18 protein-coding genes, 2 tRNA genes and 1 pseudogene are annotated in these 19,456 nt (G+C 60.7%); 11 read left to right on the plus strand and 10 right to left on the minus strand.

The features are described from left to right. Positions 1 to 88: 88 nt before the first annotated feature. Positions 89 to 511 carry a metallopeptidase family protein gene (locus tag D3227_RS13165; protein WP_120014571.1) on the minus strand — a complete coding sequence of 141 codons (423 nt, stop codon included), beginning with the start codon at positions 509 to 511 and terminating at the stop codon, positions 89 to 91. 134 nt (positions 512 to 645) lie between these two features. Here D3227_RS13165 and D3227_RS13170 point away from each other — a divergent pair, with 134 nt between their 5' ends. The 4 genes from D3227_RS13170 to D3227_RS13185 all read left to right on the plus strand — a co-directional run bounded on the left by D3227_RS13170 (position 646) and on the right by D3227_RS13185 (position 7,192). Continuing rightward, positions 646 to 1,278 carry a LysE family translocator gene (locus D3227_RS13170; protein ID WP_120014528.1) on the plus strand — a complete coding sequence of 211 codons (633 nt, stop codon included), beginning with the start codon at positions 646 to 648 and terminating at the stop codon, positions 1,276 to 1,278. A 109-nt stretch (positions 1,279 to 1,387) separates the two neighbouring features. Then, complete coding sequence (locus tag D3227_RS13175; protein WP_120014529.1) at positions 1,388 to 2,428, plus strand: ImuA family protein; 1,041 nt, start codon at positions 1,388 to 1,390, stop codon at positions 2,426 to 2,428. Further along, positions 2,370 to 3,839: a DUF6504 family protein gene (locus D3227_RS13180; RefSeq protein ID WP_120014530.1), complete on the plus strand. Its 1,470-nt coding sequence runs from the start codon at positions 2,370 to 2,372 to the stop codon at positions 3,837 to 3,839. Before D3227_RS13175 ends, D3227_RS13180 begins: the two co-directional genes overlap by 59 nt. Further along, positions 3,836 to 7,192 (plus strand): error-prone DNA polymerase, encoded by a 3,357-nt coding sequence (locus D3227_RS13185; protein WP_120014531.1) that lies wholly within the window; start codon positions 3,836 to 3,838, stop codon positions 7,190 to 7,192. The genes D3227_RS13180 and D3227_RS13185 overlap by 4 nt, the downstream gene beginning before the upstream one ends. Positions 7,193 to 7,219: 27 nt before the next feature. Here the strand turns inward: D3227_RS13185 and D3227_RS13190 are convergent, their stop codons facing one another. From D3227_RS13190 to D3227_RS13205, 4 genes are all read right to left on the minus strand, one after another. Continuing rightward, positions 7,220 to 7,468, minus strand: a complete 249-nt coding sequence (locus D3227_RS13190; RefSeq protein WP_120014572.1) for a Trm112 family protein — start codon at positions 7,466 to 7,468, stop codon at positions 7,220 to 7,222. Positions 7,469 to 7,504: 36 nt separating this feature from the next. After that, entirely contained in the window at positions 7,505 to 8,176 is a 672-nt protein-coding gene (locus tag D3227_RS13195; protein ID WP_120014532.1) for an LON peptidase substrate-binding domain-containing protein, read from the minus strand. 169 nt (positions 8,177 to 8,345) lie between these two features. Then, positions 8,346 to 9,338, minus strand: a complete 993-nt coding sequence (gene trxA / locus D3227_RS13200; RefSeq protein ID WP_120014533.1) for a thioredoxin — start codon at positions 9,336 to 9,338, stop codon at positions 8,346 to 8,348. A gap of 85 nt (positions 9,339 to 9,423) precedes the next feature. Further along, positions 9,424 to 9,921: a prolyl-tRNA synthetase associated domain-containing protein gene (locus D3227_RS13205; protein ID WP_120014534.1), complete on the minus strand. Its 498-nt coding sequence runs from the start codon at positions 9,919 to 9,921 to the stop codon at positions 9,424 to 9,426. Between the two features lie 211 nt (positions 9,922 to 10,132). On the opposite strand from D3227_RS13205, the gene D3227_RS13210 reads away from it, so the two are divergent. The 3 genes from D3227_RS13210 (at position 10,133) to D3227_RS13220 (ending at position 11,912) form a co-directional block, all read left to right on the plus strand. Next, positions 10,133 to 10,207 (plus strand) — tRNA-Gly (locus D3227_RS13210). Between the two features lie 290 nt (positions 10,208 to 10,497). Further along, the gene (locus D3227_RS13215; RefSeq protein WP_245451741.1) at positions 10,498 to 10,728 is read left to right on the plus strand and encodes a helix-turn-helix transcriptional regulator; all 231 of its coding nucleotides are present in this window, start codon (positions 10,498 to 10,500) and stop codon (positions 10,726 to 10,728) included. Further along, positions 10,725 to 11,912, plus strand: a complete 1,188-nt coding sequence (locus tag D3227_RS13220) for a hypothetical protein (RefSeq protein ID WP_120014535.1) — start codon at positions 10,725 to 10,727, stop codon at positions 11,910 to 11,912. The genes D3227_RS13215 and D3227_RS13220 overlap by 4 nt, the downstream gene beginning before the upstream one ends. 797 nt (positions 11,913 to 12,709) lie before the next feature. Here the strand turns inward: D3227_RS13220 and D3227_RS41560 are convergent. After that, a tRNA-OTHER gene (locus D3227_RS41560) sits at positions 12,710 to 12,817 on the minus strand. A gap of 6 nt (positions 12,818 to 12,823) precedes the next feature. After that, positions 12,824 to 13,342: a helix-turn-helix domain-containing protein gene (locus D3227_RS13225; RefSeq protein WP_120014536.1), complete on the minus strand. Its 519-nt coding sequence runs from the start codon at positions 13,340 to 13,342 to the stop codon at positions 12,824 to 12,826. A gap of 272 nt (positions 13,343 to 13,614) precedes the next feature. Between D3227_RS13225 and D3227_RS13230 the strand changes: the two genes are divergently transcribed. The 4 genes from D3227_RS13230 (at position 13,615) to D3227_RS13245 (ending at position 15,900) form a co-directional block, all read left to right on the plus strand. Continuing rightward, positions 13,615 to 14,334, plus strand: coding sequence for an abortive infection family protein (locus D3227_RS13230; RefSeq protein WP_120014537.1), 720 nt, complete (start codon positions 13,615 to 13,617; stop codon positions 14,332 to 14,334). 112 nt (positions 14,335 to 14,446) lie between these two features. Then, a complete protein-coding gene (locus D3227_RS13235; RefSeq protein ID WP_147377598.1) occupies positions 14,447 to 14,761 on the plus strand; it encodes a hypothetical protein in 315 nt (104 codons plus the stop codon). Positions 14,762 to 14,991: 230 nt separating this feature from the next. Then, entirely contained in the window at positions 14,992 to 15,204 is a 213-nt protein-coding gene (locus tag D3227_RS13240; protein WP_120014539.1) for a hypothetical protein, read from the plus strand. Positions 15,205 to 15,720: 516 nt separating this feature from the next. Beyond that, the gene (locus tag D3227_RS13245) at positions 15,721 to 15,900 is read left to right on the plus strand and encodes a hypothetical protein (protein WP_120014540.1); all 180 of its coding nucleotides are present in this window, start codon (positions 15,721 to 15,723) and stop codon (positions 15,898 to 15,900) included. A gap of 300 nt (positions 15,901 to 16,200) precedes the next feature. On the opposite strand, the gene D3227_RS13255 is transcribed toward D3227_RS13245, so the two are convergent. The 3 genes and pseudogenes from D3227_RS13255 to D3227_RS44290 all read right to left on the minus strand — a co-directional run bounded on the left by D3227_RS13255 (position 16,201) and on the right by D3227_RS44290 (position 19,256). Next, a complete protein-coding gene (locus D3227_RS13255) occupies positions 16,201 to 17,388 on the minus strand; it encodes a protein NO VEIN domain-containing protein (RefSeq protein WP_167480681.1) in 1,188 nt (395 codons plus the stop codon). Positions 17,389 to 17,630: 242 nt separating this feature from the next. Beyond that, positions 17,631 to 18,398, minus strand: coding sequence for a hypothetical protein (locus tag D3227_RS13260; RefSeq protein WP_120014542.1), 768 nt, complete (start codon positions 18,396 to 18,398; stop codon positions 17,631 to 17,633). A gap of 58 nt (positions 18,399 to 18,456) precedes the next feature. Continuing rightward, positions 18,457 to 19,256: pseudogene (locus D3227_RS44290) on the minus strand (IS5 family transposase). Positions 19,257 to 19,456: the final 200 nt, after the last annotated feature.

Raw genomic sequence — 19,456 nt, forward strand, 5'->3', positions numbered from 1 at the left:
GAGCGGAGCGTACTTGAAGTACGTGAGCACACCGGAAGCGCAGGGAACCGCCGTTCGCAGGCCGGCATCACCTGAATATCGACACAGCCTACTCGGCCGCCTCTTCGATACGCTCCATATCATCGTCCGACAGGCCGAAATGGTGGCCGATCTCGTGGATCAGCACGTGGGTGACGATGTCGCCTAGCGTCTCCTCGTTCTCGGCCCAGTAGTCGAGGATGGCGCGGCGGTAGAGCGTGATGCGGTTCGGCCCCTCGCCGGTCTGCGGGTTCCAGCGCTCGGCGATGCCGCGTCCCTCGAACAGGCCGAGCAGGTCGAACGGCGTTTCCAAGGACAGATCGTCCATGATCTCGTCGGTCGGAAAGTCGGCGATCTGGATGACGATCTCGCCGGTCAGCTTGCGGAAATCCTCCGGCAGATGGGCGTAGGCCTCCAGCGCCAGGAACTCCATCTCCTCCATCGACGGCGAAAGCTGGTCGTGCCAGGTGCGGGTCTTGTAGATGCGGGCCATGCTTTGTCCTTTGATCCCGGCATATAGGCTTTCGTGCCGGTCCAGGCAAATAAGCGGCAATTCGTATTTCAGATCCTTTGCGGCTGTCGGGGAATCGCGTACGGGTCAGTTCCGGCCATGTATCAGGAGCTCCCATGCCGGACCTTTCCACCCTTGGACTTTTTGCGATTGCTTGCCTCGCTTTGACTGCGACACCGGGGCCGGACATGCTTTTGATCGCATCCCGCAGCGCAAGTCAGGGGCGCGCGGCGGGCCTGGCAACCTATATCGGCATCGCCGCCGGGACATATTGCCATGCGCTGGCCGCCGCCTTCGGCCTGTCGCAGCTGTTCCTTGCTGCTCCCATCGCTTACGACATCGTGCGTTATGCCGGCGCGGCCTACCTCGCCTATCTCGCCTGGAAAGCGTTCCGTGCCGACGGCACGGCGCTGACACCGGTCGCCGGCCTGCCGCGCTACTCGCAAACCCGCATCTTCCGGCAGGGATTGCTGACCAACCTGCTCAATCCGAAGATGGCGCTGTTCGTGCTGGCGCTTTTCCCGCAGTTCGTGCAGCCGCAGGCGGGTTCGGTGGCTGCGCAGATCCTGGTGCTGGCGACCGTCCTCAATCTGATCGGGCTGATGGTCAATGGCCTGGTCATCCTGACCGCGAGCCGGATCGGTACGGCACTGTCGAGGCGCACGCGGTTTCAGCGGGCGCCCCAGCTGTTGCTGGGAACCGTATTTGCAGGGCTTGCGGCACGGTTGGCCTTCGGTGGCCAACGCTAAGCGCGTTACCGCAGAGGAATAAATTCCCCATGACTCCGCTTGACTCTTTCAGCACCCTCTGGAATCTATAAGAACATAACAGGAACACTGCTGCTGAAAGTTAACCGTCATGGCGATGACCGCCGTGGCGCGGGAGACCGTTTTTGCCCTGCGCCGCCAGATCGCGAAGATCGAGGGAACGCTGCCCGAGCGCCTGGCGGCGCCGGCCGGCGCGCAGTCTGGCGCCCGTCCTGACGTCGATGCCGGCCCCGGTATCGCGCCCGAACTCACGCCCGAGATCATAATTCTCCGACGCGGCCTCGCCGTGGCATCGCCCGATGCGTTCCTACGCACCGGCATCGAGCGTCTCGATACAGCGCTCAGCGGCGGCCTGCCGAAGGCGGCGCTGAGTGAAATCCATGGCGCCGAGACCCGCGACGCCGGGGCCGTCGCTGGCTTTGCGCTGTCGCTCACCAGCCTGATCCTCAAGCAAGAGCCGCACCTGCCCGTGCTGTGGATCGGCACATCGGAGATTTTTCGCGAAGCCGGCTTTCCCTATGCCAGGGGGCTGCATGGCCTGTTCGGCATCGAACCGGAGCAACTTCTGTTTTCCGAGGCGCCAAAACTCGTCGATGCGCTGTGGATCGCCGAGGAGGCCGCCCGCATGACGGCGCTGGCCGCCGTCATCCTAGAGATACGCGGCAACCCGCAACGGCTGGACCTCACCGCGACGCGACGGCTGCACGCGCGGGCGCAAAACGCCGGCCGGCCGGTCCTGCTTTTGCGCCAGGCCGGCGAGGCAGAACCCACCGCCGCACCCGTGCGCCTCATCGTGTCGGCCGCTCCCGCGGCCAGCCGCGACACCATCGCCGGGCCGCTCGCCGGGTCGATCGGCCGCCCCGCCTTCACCGTCAGCATCGGCAAGAGCCGCACCGCTCTGCCCGGACAATTCACACTGGAGTGGAACCCCGATGAACACACTTTTGAGGAAAGACGGCAAGAACGGGCAACGAATCCTGTCGCTGTGGTTCCCGCATCTGGCCGCCGAACGCATCCTGCGCCAGCGTCTGGGGCGGTCCTGGCGTTCCCGGCCGTCGGATCACCTGCCGCTGGTGATCAGCCATCGCGACCGCAACGCCCAGCGCATATCAGCCCTCGACGAGCGGGCTGAGGCGCTGCGCCTGAAGCGCGGCATGGGCATCGCCGACGCGCGCGCCATGCATCCCTCGATCGACATCGTCGAAGCCGATCCGGAGGCCGACCGCCGCCTGCTCGAAGGCCTCGCCGACTGGTGCGACCGCTACACCCCGCTGGTGGCGATCGACGGAACCGACGGCCTGTTCCTCGATGTCACCGGCTGCACCCATCTGTTCGGCGGCGAACGCGCGATGCTGGACGAGATCCTGTCGCGCTTTTTCCATCAGGGTTTTGACGTCCGCGCCGGGCTGGCCGCGACGCCCGGTGCTGCCTGGGCGGCGGCACGCTTTTGCGGCGACCGCATCGTCGCCGGCGGCGAGGAGGAGGCGCTTCTCGCGCCCCTGCCGCTGGCGGCACTGCGCATCGCGCCCGAAATCCGCACCAGCCTGGAAAGCGTCGGCCTGCGCACGGCGGGCGCGGTGATGGCAGCCCCGCGCGCGCCGCTTGCCCGCCGCTTCGGCGCCTCTTTGCTGTTGCGCCTCGACCAGGCGCTCGGCCGCCTCGACGAGGCGGTGTCGCCGCGCCTGCCGGTGGCGCCGCTGTCGGTCGAACGCCATCTTTCCGAACCAATCATGCTGACCGCCGACATAGAGCGGCTGGTGAGCCTTTTGGCAAAGACGCTGAAGAGCGATCTCGAACGCCGTGGCGAAGGCGCCAGGATGCTGGCGCTGCTGCTCTTCCGCGTCGACGGCGCCGTCAGCCGCATCGCAGTCGGCACCTCGCGTCCCCTACGAGAGCCCGTACTGATCCAAAAACTGTTCCACGAAAGGCTTGCCGCGCTGGAGCAGGATATCGATGCCGGTTACGGCTTCGACCTGGTGCGCCTCTCGGTGCTGTCCGCCGCCACCTTCGACATGCAGCAGGCGGACCTTGCCGGCGAGGCGGAGGACAACGACGCCGACATCGCGTTGTTCGCCGACCGCATCCGCGCCCGCCTCGGCGAAGCCGCGGTGCTAAGGCCGGTCGCCGTCGAGAGCCATCTGCCGGAGCGCGCCGTCGCCACCGTCCCCTTTTCGGAGGCGCCGCAAAGGCGCGCGCCACCGAGGCAGCGCAACAATCCGCCGGCGACCGTCTTCCCGCCGGAACGGCCGATCCGGCTGTTCCGCTCGCCCGAGCCGATCGAGGTGCCGGCAACCGAAATGCCGGAGGGACCGCCGATGAACTTCCGCTGGCGGCGTGCGCTCTACCGCGTGGCGCGCGCCGAAGGTCCCGAACGCATCGCCCCTGAATGGTGGCGCCATCAACCCGGCGAGGAAGAGGCGCCGACCCGCGACTATTTCCGCATCGAGGACAGCGACGGCCGCCGCTACTGGCTCTACCGCCAGGGCCTCTACGGTGCTTCCGAAGTGCCGCCGCGCTGGTTCATGCATGGGGTCTTCGCATGAACGCGCTGGCCGCCATTCCCTATGCCGAGTTCGGCATCCAGTCGAATTTCTCCTTCCTGCGCGGCGCCTCGAAGCCGGAGGAACTGGTAGTGGCGGCAAAATTCCTCGGCTTCTCCGCGATCGGGTTGGCCGACCGCAACACGGTGGCGGGCGTCGTGCGCGCCTGGCAGCAGGCCAAGGTCGAAGGCCTTGTCTATCATCCCGGCTGCCGCCTGGTCTTTGGCGACGGCACACCCGACATCCTTGCCTATCCGCAGGAGCGCAAGGGCTGGGGGCATCTCTGCCGTATGCTGACGCAGGCCAATCTGCGCGACGAAAACGAAAAGGGCGCGACGCTGCTCAGGTTTTCTGACCTCCTCGAATGGGGCGATCTGTTGTCGCTGGCGTTCCTGCCTGACCTGCAGGCGGGCGCCCAGGACAGCCTTGCCGTGATTAGCCGGCTCAAGGATAGGTTCGGCAGCAACCTGCGGCTGGCCGTTTCACCGGATTATTGCGGCAACGACCGTTTTCGGATCGAGCAGGCCGCGGCGATGGCTGAAATGACCGGCGTGCCGCTGATGGCGACCAACGACGTTCTCTACCACAGCGCCGGGCGGCGCTCACTGCAGGACGTGCTGACGGCGATCCGACTAAATACCCCCGTTGCCGAGGTGGGGCTGGAGCTGACGGCCAATGCCGAGCGCCATCTGAAGCCGCCGCTCGAAATGGCCCGTCTTTTTCGCAGGCATCCGCAAGCGCTGGCCGAAACGCTGCGCTTTGCCGGGGAACTGAGCTTTTCGCTGAGTGACCTGCAATATAACTATCCCGACGAGCCGACGGAATCGGGTCTTGGGCCGCAGGCCGAGCTCGAACGATTGGCCAGGGAGGGGGCCGCCACGCGCTACCCGGCGGGCGTCCCTGCTTCCGTGACGCATCGCATCGAGGAAGAGCTCGCTCTGATCGAGCGGCTGAACTATGCGCGCTACTTTTTGACCGTCTACGACATCGTCAAGTTTGCCCGCAGCCAGGACATCCTTTGCCAGGGACGCGGCTCCGCCGCCAATTCCATCGTCTGCTTCTGCATCGGCATCACCGAAGTGGGGCCGGACCGCATCGACACGCTGTTCGAACGCTTCATCTCCGAGGAGCGGAACGAACCGCCCGACATCGACGTCGACTTCGAGCATGAGAAGCGCGAAATCGTCATCCAGTACATCTACGCAAAATACAGCGCCAAGCGCACCGCTTTGGCCGCCGCCGTCATCAGCTATCGCGGCCGCTCGGCACTGCGCGAGGTCGCCAAGGCCATGGGCCTGTCCGAGGATGTCCGCAGCGCATTGTCCAGCTCGATCTGGGGCTGGTCGACCTCGGAACTCGGCGAGAAGGAGGCGAGCGCCGGCGGCATCGACCGCAGCGATCCGCTGGCCAGACAGGTGATCGAGCACGCCAACGAGATCATGGGCTTTCCCCGCCATCTCTCTCAGCATGTCGGCGGCTTCGTCATCACCAGGGACCGGCTCGACGAGATCGTTCCCATCGTCAAGACGGCGATGGAGGAGCGCAAGATGGTCGAATGGGACAAGGACGATCTCGATGCGGTGAAGATCCTGAAGGTCGACGTGCTGGCGCTCGGCATGCTGACCTGCCTGAAGCGTGCCTTCACCTTGCTCACGGATCATTATCCGGACGCACGGGATCCGTATGGCCAACCCTATGTGTTGGCCACTCTCCCGCCCGAGCACAAGGATGTCTACGACATGATCTGCCGCGCCGACACGCTCGGCGTCTTCCAGATCGAATCGCGCGCCCAGATGTCGATGCTGCCGCGCCTTCGGCCGCGCGAATTCTACGATCTCGTCATCGAGGTGGCGATCGTGCGGCCCGGCCCGATCCAGGGCGACATGGTTCATCCCTACCTGCGCCGGCGGCAGGGCAAGGAAAAGCCTGAATATCCGAAGCCAGAACTGGAGAAGATCCTCGGCAAGACGCTGGGCGTGCCGCTGTTCCAGGAGCAGGCGATGAAGATCGCCATCGAGGCGGGAGGCTTCCGGCCGGGCGAGGCCGACGAGCTGCGCCGCGCCATGGCCACCTTCAAGCGCACCGGCACGATCGGCAATTACCGCCAGCGCATGATCGACGGCATGGTCGGCAGGGGCTACCAGAAGGATTTCGCCGAGCGCTGCTTCAAGCAGATCGAGGGTTTTGGCGAGTATGGCTTTCCCGAAAGCCATGCCGCCTCCTTCGCCCTGCTGGTCTACGCCTCCTGCTGGTTCAAGACCTTCTATCCCGACGTGTTCTGCGCCGCGATCCTTAACGCGCAGCCGATGGGATTTTATCAACCGGCTCAACTTGTCCGCGACGCAAGCGACCATGGCGTCGAGGTGCGCGACGTCGATATCAACTGGTCCGGCTGGGACTGCGCCCTCGAAGGGGCAGCCTTCGATCCCGCCCGCATGCTTGCGCGCCATGCCGAAATGCGCGGCGTCATCCGCACCAGCCATGCCGTGCGGCTTGGCTTCCGCCAGATCAAGGGCCTGTCCGAAGATCGCATGAAGCAGTTCGTCGACCGGCGCGGTTCCGGCTACGAGACCGTCAGGGATGTCTGGCTGCGCTCCGGCCTCGATGTCGACGAGATCGAGAAACTGGCGCAGGCTGACGCCTTCCGCTCGATTGGCCTCGACCGCCGCGCGGCACTGTGGGCGGTGCGTGCGCTGGACGGCAAGAGCGCGGCCGAAAAACTGCCGCTGTTCGACCAGAAGGACATCCGCCTGCGCGAGCTGGAGCCCGAGACGAAGCTGCCGACAATGCCGCTCGGCGAGCATGTCATCCATGACTACCGCTCGCTCGGCCTGTCGCTGAAGGCGCATCCGGTGGCCTTCCTGCGCGAGCGCCTGGACCGCGCCGGCGTCACACCGAATGCGCGCCTCCCGTCCGTCAAGGATGGCAGGCGCGTATCCGTCGCCGGCCTCGTGCTGGTGCGCCAGCGCCCCGGCAAGGGCAACGCCATTTTCCTGACGCTGGAAGACGAACATTCCGTTGCCAACATCATCTTCTGGGAAAGGACCTTCACCCGCTTCCGGCCCATCGTCATGGGCGCGCGCTTCATCCGCGTCACCGGCAAGCTGCAATCGGAATCCGGCGTCATCCACATCGTCGCCGAGAAGGTCGAGGATCTGACGCCCTGGCTGTCGGCATTGCTGGAGGAGGCGAGCGCTGCCGGTCAGCTGGTCGTCGCGGGGAAGGAGGGCCGCATTGGGGAAGGGGCAGGCCGCGCCGGCCCGGCCGTTGTCCGAAAGACCCCGGTTGGACAGGACATCGCGACACTGTCCGGCAAGGCCGAAAGCGTCATGCCCAAGGGGCGGAATTTTCAGTAGATCCGGCGTTGGCGAAAGGCGTATCGCTCAGGAAGGCCCGCTCAGCCGAGGTGGCGCGGGGGGCAGCACATCATCGGCGGAAATCGTCCGCGCCTCCGAGGGCAGCATGATCGGGATGCCGTCGCGCACTGGATAGGCAAGCTTTGCCACCCTGGAGATCAATTCGCCGCGCTCCGGATCCCAGGCCAGCGGGCCCTTGGTCAACGGGCAGGCCAGCAATTCCAGCAGTTTAGGGTCGACATTGGCCTTCCGCACATCACGCCCGTCCGCTGCCATCTCTTTCTCCACCCGCTCCGACACAGCCGGCTCAGCCTATTGGAGGCTCGAGCCAAAATCCTCATTCTCGCGCGCCAGCGCCATTTCGGTGATGGCGATCAGCGTCTCGGCGCGCGTCTTCAAATCCGCCGCTTCGAGCAAGGCCTGTTTCTCGGCCGGTCCGTACGGCGCCATCATCGACAGGGCGTTGACCAGCATGGCGTTTTCGGCGCGGCTGACGCTTTCCCAGTCGGCTTCCAGATCATTGGCCTGCAGATAGGCGCGAAACGCCTTGAGCAGCGACGGTCTGTCGACCTCGGACCCGACCTGGTCCTCGTCAAGGTCGGTGAGAAAGGGGGCGATCCGGCACTGGCGAAACGGCGTCTTGACGACGGCTTCATGCGCGATGCGGAAGCGGCACACGCCCTGCAGCGAGATCAGGTAGCGGCCATCGCCGCTCTCGGCCAGCGAGATGATACGCCCGGCACAGCCGACATTGCACAGCTCCGGCTCGCCGTCGTCGCGCAGGGCGCCATCGAGGCTGGGCTGGATGATGCCGATGAGCCGCGATCCGGCGATCGCCTCGTCCACCATCTGCAGATAGCGTGGTTCGAAGATGTTGAGCGGCATGCGGCCGCCCGGCAGAAGCAGCGCGCCGGCAAGCGGAAACACCGGGATCGTCGACGGCAAATCCTTACCACGCCTGTAATGGGCGTTTCCCGCCTGCACCTAGTCCTCCGATCGCTGCGCCGAAAAGCCTGTCAAACCCGCGGTCTCTTCCATTGCGGCCGCCTGCACGGCACCGTGTTGGCAAGGCGGCCTGACCTTCCCGGCCCTAATCTGGCGCGCTGGACGCCGGCCGCAAGCCCACAAGGCAAAAAACAGCCGGCAAAGCGCCTCAGGAAAACAGCAGCGACGATAATTTGCGTCGCGCCGCGAGCGTCGCCTCGTCGGTCATGCCCCAGGCTTCGAAGAATTTCAGCAACTGCGCCTTGGCGCCGTCGTCGTTCCAGGTCCGGTCGGCCTTGACGATCGCCAGGAGATTGTCGGCGGCCAGCGTGCGCTCGCCCCGGGCGTTCTGGATCATGGCGAGGTCGAACCGCGCCTGATGGTCGTCCGGATTGGCGGCCAGGCGCCGCTCAAACTCGGCCGGATTGCCGAGCGAGGCCGCCTGCGCGGCCAGCGCCATTTTGGTGCGCAGCGCGGCAAGCGCCGGCGCATCCTTCTTGGCTTCCGGCGCCCGGGCCAGGATGGCTTCCGCGCCTTCCGCATCGCCGGCCTCGAACAGCAGCTCGCCCAGCCCGGCGATCGCCTCGATCGTCTCCGGCGCCTGCTCCAGCACCGCATCGTAGATGTCGGCCGCGGTCTGGATGTCGCCCGCCCCGCGCGCCTCTGCGGCCGCCGCAAGCGCCTCGGCCACTTGCGGGGGGCCGCCAGTCCTGCCGCCGATCTTCTTGATGAACTCGCCGATCTGGCTCTCGGGAACGGCGCCCATGAAACCGTCAACCGGCTGACCGTCCTTGAAGGCGATCACCGCCGGTATCGACTGGACGCCGAGCTGGCCGGCGATCGAGGGGTGCTCGTCGATGTTCATCTTGACCAGCTTGACCGCGCCGGCGGCGGCCTTGACCGCCTTTTCCAGCAGCGGCGTCAGCTGCTTGCAAGGGCCGCACCAGGGCGCCCAGAAATCGACCAGAACCGGCTGCCGGCGCGATTCCTGGACGACATCGGCGGCAAAGCCAGCCGTCGTCGTATCCTTGATGAGGTCTGCCGGCGCCTGGCCAAGCGCGGCTTTTGCGCGCTCTGCGTCAGTGCCGCCATATTGCACTGTCGTGGCATACTGGCCGGCATTGCTGCCGAATTGGCCGCCGAACGGATTGTTGTCGCTCATATCGTCGCCCTTCCGGTCGCGCCGCCCACCAGCGGAGGGGCGCGACGTCCTTCCTAGAGATCAGTTTTCGCCATCCATGTGGCGATCACGCCGAGACTTTCAAGATAACAGCATCGTGCCCGGTTGCCTCGACGAATTTGACGAGATCGGCCGGGGCGATCGAGGTCGTCGCCTCATTGGTCAACGGATGGGCGTTGACGACATCGTGCCCCATCAACTCCTGGTCGAGAACCACCTTGACCCGCCGTTCGGTATCGTTGATCAGGCCGAAAACCGTGACCGCGCCCGGCGTGACGCCGAGAAGCTCCATCAGCATCTCCGGCTTGCCGAAGGAGACCCGGCTGGCGGCGCCGATCAGATTGTGGATCTGCTTGAGGTCGACCACGGCCTCCTCGCCGACGCTGACCAGAAAGAAATTGTCCTTCTTGTCCTTGAGGAACAGGTTCTTGGTGTGGCCGCCGGGGATCTCGCCGCGCAGCGCCTGCGAATCGGCGACCGTGTAGAGCGGCGGGTGGCATCGCGTCGACACGGCGATGCCGAGGTCGGCGAGAAAGGCGAAAAGCTCGGCTTCGGTCTTCGGCATCGGTCTTCTTCATCTCCAACAGGGCCATGCCGTTTACGGCCAATGGTACCCTCCCGGCAAGGCCGTGCTGAAACGGACCGGCGAATCCTCGGTACCTCAAAACGGAGTCGGTCGCACTTGAGAGCTAGCCCAAAAAGCTCGTCATTTCCCTGTTGCAATCGCCGCGCTCTTCAGCCATATAGGCGCGGCTTGCGGCCCAAAAGCCGCGCGAGCGGGTGTAGCTCAGGGGTAGAGCACAACCTTGCCAAGGTTGGGGTCGAGCGTTCGAATCGCTTCACCCGCTCCAGTTTTCTTCAGAAAATCAAGCATTTAAAGCGGCTGCCGAAAGGCGGCCGTTTTGCTGTGGTGTTCATGTCGCCACCATGTCGCCACCACGTTGGTTTTCGGCAGATTCTCTGCCCGGCCAACATTACCAAAATTTAATGTTCGTGCGCGACCTGGCCCAACCTATTGATTCAGCTCGCGAATCTTACAGAGACGTTGTTCTAGGTTCTTTTGGGAATATACTCCTACCGCCGCTCTTGCCAGCAATCGCTAATTGGCAATTCTATCCTGCGGTGACATGGAGAAACACCAATGGTGACACTGCAACTGAACCGCCGCATGCTGCGTACCGAACACGTGGCTAGAATCACTGGCCTATCCGCATCCACGCTAACGAAACTGCGCCTTACCGGTGGCGGGCCACGTTACATCAAACTCGGCCGCGCCGTCGTCTATGATCCGGATGATATAGAAGCCTGGCTCGCCTCCAATCGTCGCTCCTCCACGTCCGCCGTCAAGTCTGAACAGAAGAGGGGCGCGTGAAGAAGAAGAAGAACCAGCCGGTCGCGAAGTTCGCGCCGGTGAACCGCAATCTGCTTCACTTCCCGCTTGCGCGTGCTGCTGGAGCGCCGCTGGCGACCCGCCATCGCATTCGGCTGGACGTACCGCCCTATCTGATCATTGTTCTTCATCGCCAGAATAAGGTCGGCCAAGGCAACCGAGGTATGGCAAAGGTATGGCTGAGGGTACCGATGTCGCTAATAACAACTCGCCCCGACATGGCTCGCGCGCCAACCCGATTTGACGTTGACGTCCTGCTCCGGCTCACAGCCAATTCCGTCATGGGCAAGCAAAGGCTTATCCATGAACAGGCCTTCGCGGCAGGCAGAAAGGCAATTTTAGCGACAGGCAAGAAGCGACAACGAAACAAGCTATTTTACAAGCATAACGACCGCTATTCCCAGCAGCCGGAGGAGACATTCAAGCTTGCACTGAACCAGGGTGGACGCAGCTACGTCAGTGCCTTGGATGCTGGCTCCGGGAAACCGAATCCATATGCTGAAAAGGCAGCGGGAAAAGCTGCTTACAAGGCCGCCAGCAAGAACCTTCGCCAGACCATTGCTGGCGATCAAACACTTAGATTCGAAAGCATGCGGCAGCTTTTGGCCGCGCTGGAACGAGCCACCAACAAACCCGGAAATTACCGCTCGGTCGAGCGTAGCCTGTTATATCTAAGCTCCGTGGAGCTGGTCTTCGCCAAGTGGTACGTCAGCGGCAACAACAACCGATATGAGCAACGGACAATCCGGTTCTTGGATAACGTGGCCCACCCCGTCAACGGGACCGTCACGATCTCGGTCAACCCAGAATTCCTGTCCACTACTGGCTCCTATTTCGCTCAGATTCCGCTACCGCTGCCGCTCACGTCGTCTGAAACCGCTCAAAATTTTGAGTTGTGGTTGCACGCCTTTGGGCAGTTCCATCTGGACTACAAGGTCAGGAGAAAGTTCGCGGATTTCTGCCAACTGCTCGGAATGCAACTCACTTCCTCAGCGGAACTGAGCCGGGCCCTGGACCGCGCGTTGGATCAGGTTAATCGGCATAGGGCTCAGAATGGGCGACGAGAAACCGTCAAAATCGAGAATGTCCCAGACACCGACACCATAGCGTTCAAACTGGTTTCGCGCGCCATGCGACAGGACGACGACGACCGCTACGCACCATGATGACCCATCGGCGCCAAGAAACTTCTTCGCGGTCTCGTATACCGGCTCCTTCAGTAGGCATATACCGGCACCGCCAAGTCGGCCCCGACATGTATACCGGGTTTGCCAAGCGTATATACCGGCTAGGCATCTTGTCTTATGCAACGGCCTGAAATAGCACACGACTTTGGCTTCGCACTACTCCCGACGAGAGAGATTGATTTAGAATTGATGCTACAAGAAAATTACAAGACAGACCGCCTTCGGCGCTCATCCTTTTGATTTTTTCCTTCAAGTGAGACTGTTCATACTTATCAGGGAGTGACCTTGTTCGCATACCAGAAACGGCCGCCCTCTGGATGAAATGTCTTCCTGTCAGTACTAAAGTACTCTTGCAATGATGGGGGAGAGCGCTGCGGCGTCGTGGGTGTAAAGACCTTGAAGCCCCCGAGCGGTTTCATAGACAATGCATCTTTCTTGAAGGGTTTCTGCAATGCCGCGCGGAATACCTCAAGAAGGGCCCCGGTCCAGATATGAGGCGTGGGAGGGGTACCATTCCCATCTGCCTACACACCGAAGCTGGCATTGGATGATGCTCTTTTCGTCGCGAATTCCCTGCGACTTCAGAAAGCACCGGTATTGCACTGGTGGGCTTGCCGGGCTGTGGCGTTGTCGTGGCCGACAAAAGCCCCTGACAGTGGCGCTTCATGCCTGACGGGTGCGCCTATACCGGCAACGAGTGCCGACCACGCGACAGTCTTATGTCCAGATGCATCAGACTGAAGGGCCAATGCAGTGGCTGCGGAGCCGTTTGAATATGGGCGCGACGACGGGAGTTGAACCCGTATCTCCCTGCCCCTATCCTAGTGGTGTGACCCTGAAGGACAGTCGTAAGGCAGGCGCTCTATCCGTTGAGTTACGCCGCGATTTCTTTAGGCAGCGCTGGAAGGTGCCTCTTCGGCTTTTTCCAGTCGCTTGCCTTTAAACTTCTTCGCCTTTGCGATTTCTGGCTCGATGTTCCTGAGCTTGTCGGCGAGACCCGTGAGCACATATGCGCTTGATGTCTGTGCCTTCTCGCCTCGATATCGCGCCACGCGCTGGACAAGGCCCGCCCCTTCCAACTCATCGAAATAGCGGAACAGAGAGCGCGGGCTTTTCGCCATGCGCCGAGCAATCGTTTTGATGGACGGGTGCGGAGCCTCGTGCGCTTCCCACCAGTGCATGACCAGGTGGAGCAGGACGTTAAAGGAGGTCGGGCTGATCTTTAGATGAGCCTGAGCCTCAAAAAGCAGGTTCGGCAAGATGGTGAAGCCGTGAGACATAACGGCCTTCCCATACTTGGTCTCGGCGCGTCGCTTGTCTTTAGTTGAGAGCGGTAGCGCGATGATTTCAGCGGTTGCAGGTGTTTTCGTGTTCATGCCGCGAATATGCGGCTTCTCGGCCTGCCCCACAAGAGAACTACCCTCCACCCCCCGGCGTCAATATTGGCAGTACCCCCTGCATATTGCTGTATCCTGTCCGCTACAGATTACTGGTAGACGGGCTTCCTTTATCGTGCGCAGTTTTCGACACCCGGGCCACTGCCAAAATTGTCACGGACCCCGATGCCAGTTCCGACAGGCTGCAAATCTACATGTCCGCCAAGAAACGTCCATAGACGCGCTGCGGAGGCGCTGTTTGTTAGAGCTTGCCGAAGGCCGGACCTCGGCCTCAAAGTAAAAGCATGGAGAAATCAATCACCGCCACACTGCGGACAGCCATTGTCGACGCGCTCTACCCCATCAGCGCGAATATGCTCGCCGACGTGTGCGAAGCTGTGGGCCTTGCCCCAGGAACGCGGGATGAAGCATTTTCGAGCAAACAACGGTACGTCAGCAAGCGGCTCTTGAAGCTACCGCCGGAAAACGTCTTGGACATTGCGCGTAACGTTCATTCGGAATATCCAACAGAAGACCTCGAGCGGGCCTTGCGGAGGGCGGTGCAGAGCTATCCCGCCGATAGCACCATATCCAACTCGCTAGCCTCCTTTGACGAATCCGGCGTGCATACCATCTGGCAGCGAGCGCTGGGCCGCCGAGAGAGCGATCCAGAAGGTGCGTTAACGTTGGCTCGCACGCTTTTGGAGGAAGTATGCAAGCACATCATTGAGGCGTCGGGCAAGACCTACGGAGAGAAAGACGAGCTGCCAAGGCTATACAGGACTGCCGCCGAATGCCTAAACCTGGCGCCGGACCAGCATACGGAAGATATTTTCAAAAGGATTCTTGGTGGTTGCCAGACCGTGGTGGAAGGGCTGGGCTCCATCCGCAACAGGCTTAGTGACGCACATGGAAAAGGGCGAAAACCGGCTCGGCCGTCGGCACGGCATGCCGCGCTAGCCGTTAATTTGGCGGGGGCAATGACCACTTTTTTGGTTCAGACTTGGAACGAGCGGAACGCGTAGTGCCTGCCGGAGCTACGCTGAGTCATGGCATGACAAGGGCAGGCCGCTTGGCTTGCCACCAATCTTTGATTGCGCAATGTTCGCTGGGGCATCCTTGCAGGGTGAAGCATAAATGCGTGCAATTTCAGTGGCGCTTTTAGGGATCGGCATAATTGTGTTGATTGGCGCGAGCGCCAACGAACAAACGTGTTCGAGAGCCGCAAAAGTGGCCGAAAAGCTTATGGTAGCGAGGCAGTCGGGTGTGTCGCTAGAGGACGCAATGGATGCCCTAGTCTCATCCTACCCGGCTAGTGCTCAGAAGCATGTGCGCAAGCTGGTGATGGACGCGTATTCCATCCCACGCTTCAGCAGCACCGAGTTTCAGCAGCGCGCGGTTGCTGAGTTTCGCGACGACTCCCATCTTGCCTGCCTCAAAGTCCTCCAATAGCGAATCGCACATTGGCAGTCCCTTGACTGCCGGCACGAGTTAGATACCTTTCCAATGCGCCTTGAGAGAACCGGCCCCTGGCGCCTTTGGATAAGCCGCATGATAACCGACGACTTTACGTCGAAGAGAAGCAAGAAGCAGTACGACTGCCCGACATAACTCCCGAACAAACAAACCGGCCTGCCGCCCGCGACGGGCGTTGCGGCCCCTAAGGAGTATTGGAGAAGGTCATGCCTAAACTTGTTGAGTATCAGGATGGCGAGGTGGACGTGAAATCGCGCAATCCGCTGAGGGGAACGCTTGCGTTAGTGGATGATGAAGACAACGACGTCGACCTTGAACTCGATAAGGATAGCGCCGAGGAACTGGTATCAGTTCTCATGCAATTTCTGATGCAGGGCGAAGGCGGCGATATGCCGAAGATTTCAATCGGGCGTCGGTGAAATCGCTTTGCACCGTGGACGTCATGACCATGGTCGTCCCGGTCTGGAGGGGCCGGTCCAGATTTGCGGCATGGGAGGGGTACGCAAATGAGGAAAACTTGCCCCGAAATCGCACCAGATTTTTTCTGACTTCTTCACATGAGGTTCGTGGGAGATTTGACCGCTGAGTGCAACATACGCCTTCCAGCACTTCCCACGCAGAAACTGCTTGTCGGGCACTGTCGGGCTTTCTCGCCAACGATAGGGGCTAGTCTCTGGATCGCTATCGTCAGCGCTCTTGCAACGGTGCAGGCTTGAGCCTATGTTTTGATTCTGCGTGGAGCCCGTTAGGCACATTTCTCACCAGCCGATTGGGCGATCTCTTTTTGAGGTCTCCGGCATCTAATGTTTCCCTAGGTAAGCTGTCGAATAAGACACGGTGGGGCGAACCAGGAACCAACTTGACCAACTCGGTCGAGAGGTTCCCGGCGCGCGAGCACGGACCTTCTCTCGGCCACGGATAAAGCGAGAAAAGGTATGTACGCACTTCTGGCTTTGACAACCTTAGCCGTCATTTCTGCCTCCTTCATCGTCTATCGGATGCTGTTACCCGAGCAGAAGCACACCGCCAAAATCGAGAGCATATGCCGGGTTTCTGAAGCAGTCTTTGCGGGGGCTTTGATCGCCTTGGTAATAGTTTCGGCCGGCCTTAGCTGACGCGTCCGACCGCATCGCAGACGTTCCGCGCGCTGATTTTCAAATCATGCTACGACGGGCCGCACTAATGATCAGAAACATCGACGGCATCCACCTCGATCCGAGGGTGGAGGATTCTCTGGCGGACATTGCGGTCGAGATGGCACTGCCGAAAGCCGATCTCATAAAAACAATCATCGCAGATTGGCTCATTGCCAATGCCTATCTCCCGGTACCAATGTTGCTTGACGACGGCAGCGAGACTACCGGTAGCGTAAATAGCGATCTCTATACCGCCATGGGCCGTGCCGGCGTGCGACCCTATTCTGCGGGATCGGTTTCGGTGTTGGACGCGACTGAATCCACGATGGTCAATCTTGCGCCAACCAACGGAGCAACCATGAGCTGTCGTCCGTCAGCGGCTTCCCAAGCGCCTCGTTCGGTAAAGCGGAAAATGCTGGCGACCGGCGCGTTGGATAAGCAGTCGCTCACGATGTATATGACGTAGCGATCACGATGGTCGTTGTGATGGGATTTGGCGTATTCATTCGGCGTAAATTCGCACACGCCGCCATTCCCACTAAGGCCCTTTACCTCGATTAGAAGAGTTTCATCACCTCGCGTCGCCTCCAAATCCCATCCGCGTCCCTCGAGTTCAAAACTTTCGACGTCGTAGCCGCCGCCAACGTTCGACGTGAAATAGTCCGTCGCGTGCTTAACCGCCGCCTTTTCCACCTTCCTTCGAAGCTCAGGGTCGGTATTGCGGGGCGGACCGCCTCTTCCTCGTCGCGGCGCTTTGGGCAGGCTCAGATTTCGGTCAATGCCTTGAATATAGCGCCAAACCCGCTCTCGAAACTCATCATTGGCCCCATACCATACCGGAGACTGCCCGAGTCCCCCGGCCATCGAATGGTGAGTGGGCGCCCTGAAGGACCTGTTGGTCGCGGGAAGCAGCGTGGCATTCTCAGCACGTGCCTCGACTGTGTATGGGATCTCATCTTGCCCCGCCCCATCGCCTTGCGCAGGCATTCGAACGATCGGCGTCCGATAGACCGTCGCGTCCTTGTACCAGCCGACAACTAAGACCGTCATACTCACCGGGTGAGTAGCCAACCAAACCACCAGGACGTGCTCTACCGTTTCAGCTTTCGGTGAGCCTCCCAATCTCGGAAGCCAAATCTTATCTGTCCTGGGCTGGTACCCAAACACACGTCCTTCTTCAGGAAGGAAATTGAAGCTCTCAAACCCATGAGCGTGTTCACGCAAATACCCGTGACGCCCAAGCGTTGGGTCCTCTGGCGACATACCCTGATATTTATTCATCCAGCCGACGTTGAAGAACACCATTCGGGGCAGTGAGGCTGCAACCGACCTGCCATCATCAGCCGCTACCTCATCAAGAATTTTCTCGATACGTCGGCTCACATCCGAGCCGGTATTCGCCGCAGGCAAATAGCCGGGTATGTACCGATGATCACGATTCTCCAGAACCGATGAAATGTTTCTCATTCGCCACTCGATCGAAGGCGCACTTCGCCCGGATAGTGGCCCGCTCGTAAGATGCCGGCGAACAGCCGATTTCTCGTACTTTTCTCCGGCAACTTCCTTAGACAACATCGCCAGATAACTAACGACACATGCTTTCAGCTCATCGTCCGTCCAACGCGTTGGCATGGCACCCCCACTAGCGACAGTAACGTTTGCGCAACCGGTTCACTATTAGGTTCTGTTGACAAAGTCTGGATGGATCGTCAGCGGATTCCGAAAATCACGCGCTTGGCAACGTCAGCGACGGTGCGCTGAAGGTCAACTGTGTAGAAGGTTGATTTGGTGATCGCGCCATTCGCCACCCCGACGAAGTTGTCGCGGCTGAACGCGCACCCCGTAGTCTTGATTAGATTTGAAGCATCAACCACTGCCTCAAGCGGCTTCTCGTCAAGGCGGACCAGAGCAGGGTAGATAGGAGCGCACTTCTCTCCACCGTTTTCGACCAATTGCCATTCGGCATTGAGGAAATACGTCGCACGGGCACGAGTTTCGGACTGCATTCCGCCCTGCTCACCACCCCACCGTGAATGTAATCCGTCTTTCCAGTCCCCGACCGAAATCAGCTGCCCGATGTGTGATTGGACCACATAAACTATCGAGTAGACTCGGCTGCCACTAAGGGGAGACGTCAAGCCGAAGTCATATTTTCGCATCAAGCCGAGATTTTTGTCTTCAAAAGAAATGGAAATCGTTTGCAGATATGGAGATCGTGCGGCAGGCGTTAGGGTCACATCTTTGCGGTTGTTCATCGCACGCTGCCGATCCGAACGCTTCCAATCGGGATAGCGCGACGCTACCACCCTTTCCAACTCTGGCGCAGACATCCCCAGGCTGAAGACCGAACTGGGCAGCAAGCGCTCGAACGCGTCGGGCGTTGCACCGATGTCGGGGCGTTTCGCCTCCCCGGAAGCGTAGGGAATACAGGACAATAAATTTATGGCGACCAGAATTGTGAATGCGCTCTTTAACACATGATTCCCTGTAAACGGAGGAGATGTGGATCAAGATTAACCTTACGTTGGCCGTCAACTAAAAACTGTCCAAACCTGCGCCTCGTCCGCTGATATATGGCAGCCATATCTTCAGTGATGCGATCGTCAGAAATGCCAGATAGGATGTGCGGGTCTTGTCATAGCGGGTGGCAACCCTGCGGAACTGCTTGAGTTTATTGAACATTCTCTCGATGCGGTTGCGGTCTTTATAAGCCTTGAAGTCGCAGGAAGGCGGGTCTTTACGGTTCGCTTTAGGCGGAATAACTGGTCGAATGCCGTGGATTAGCAGCTCTTCACGGATGGAGTCGCCATCATAACCTTTGTCGGCCAGAAATGATCTGGGCTTAGCAACCGGCATGGTCAGCAGACCGGGAACAGCATTGTAATCTGAGGTCTCGCCACCCGTCAGGATGAAGCCAAGAGGGCGTCCTTGACCGTCTGCGCGGGCGTGGATTTTTGTCGTAAAACCGCCGCGTGATCGACCAAAAGCCTCCTTATGAGTCCCCCTTTAGCGCCCGCTGCCTGAGAGTGGCCGCGAACTGTGGTGCTGTCGATCATGTGCTGCCCGGCGCGGTTCAATCCCAATTCAACGAAGGTTTCCAACAAGGCATCCCATATCCCTTGCTCAGCCCATCGACGAAAACGGACATAGACAGAATTCCATTTGCCGTAACGCTCATGCATGTCGCGCCACGGGCAACCGATCCGCAGGACATGCAGCATTCCATTCAAAAAGCGCCGATTATCAAGTGATGGCCGCGACTTGCGGCCACGTTCTGTCGGTAAAAACCGTTCGACGATTAGCCACTCCTCGTCGTTCAAATCGCCCCGCGCCAAAATCGCCTCCTAAAAGGCAGCCTTGAATCATCTTTCTCCTGATTTTGGAATCCACTTTGTCAACAGGCCCTAGCACTACTTTGGCAGATTTTCAGGATTGAGGGATTTGCGGCAATGCGGGCAGCGGCTTGGCGGCGGCTGCGCGAGTGCGATGAGGATGGCCTGACGGACGGCGGGCAGGCTCGGTTGCGGGGGTGGAC

Origin of the sequence: Mesorhizobium waimense (assembly GCF_003601975.1) — a bacterium.
In the GTDB taxonomy this organism is placed as follows: domain Bacteria; phylum Pseudomonadota; class Alphaproteobacteria; order Rhizobiales; family Rhizobiaceae; genus Mesorhizobium; species Mesorhizobium waimense.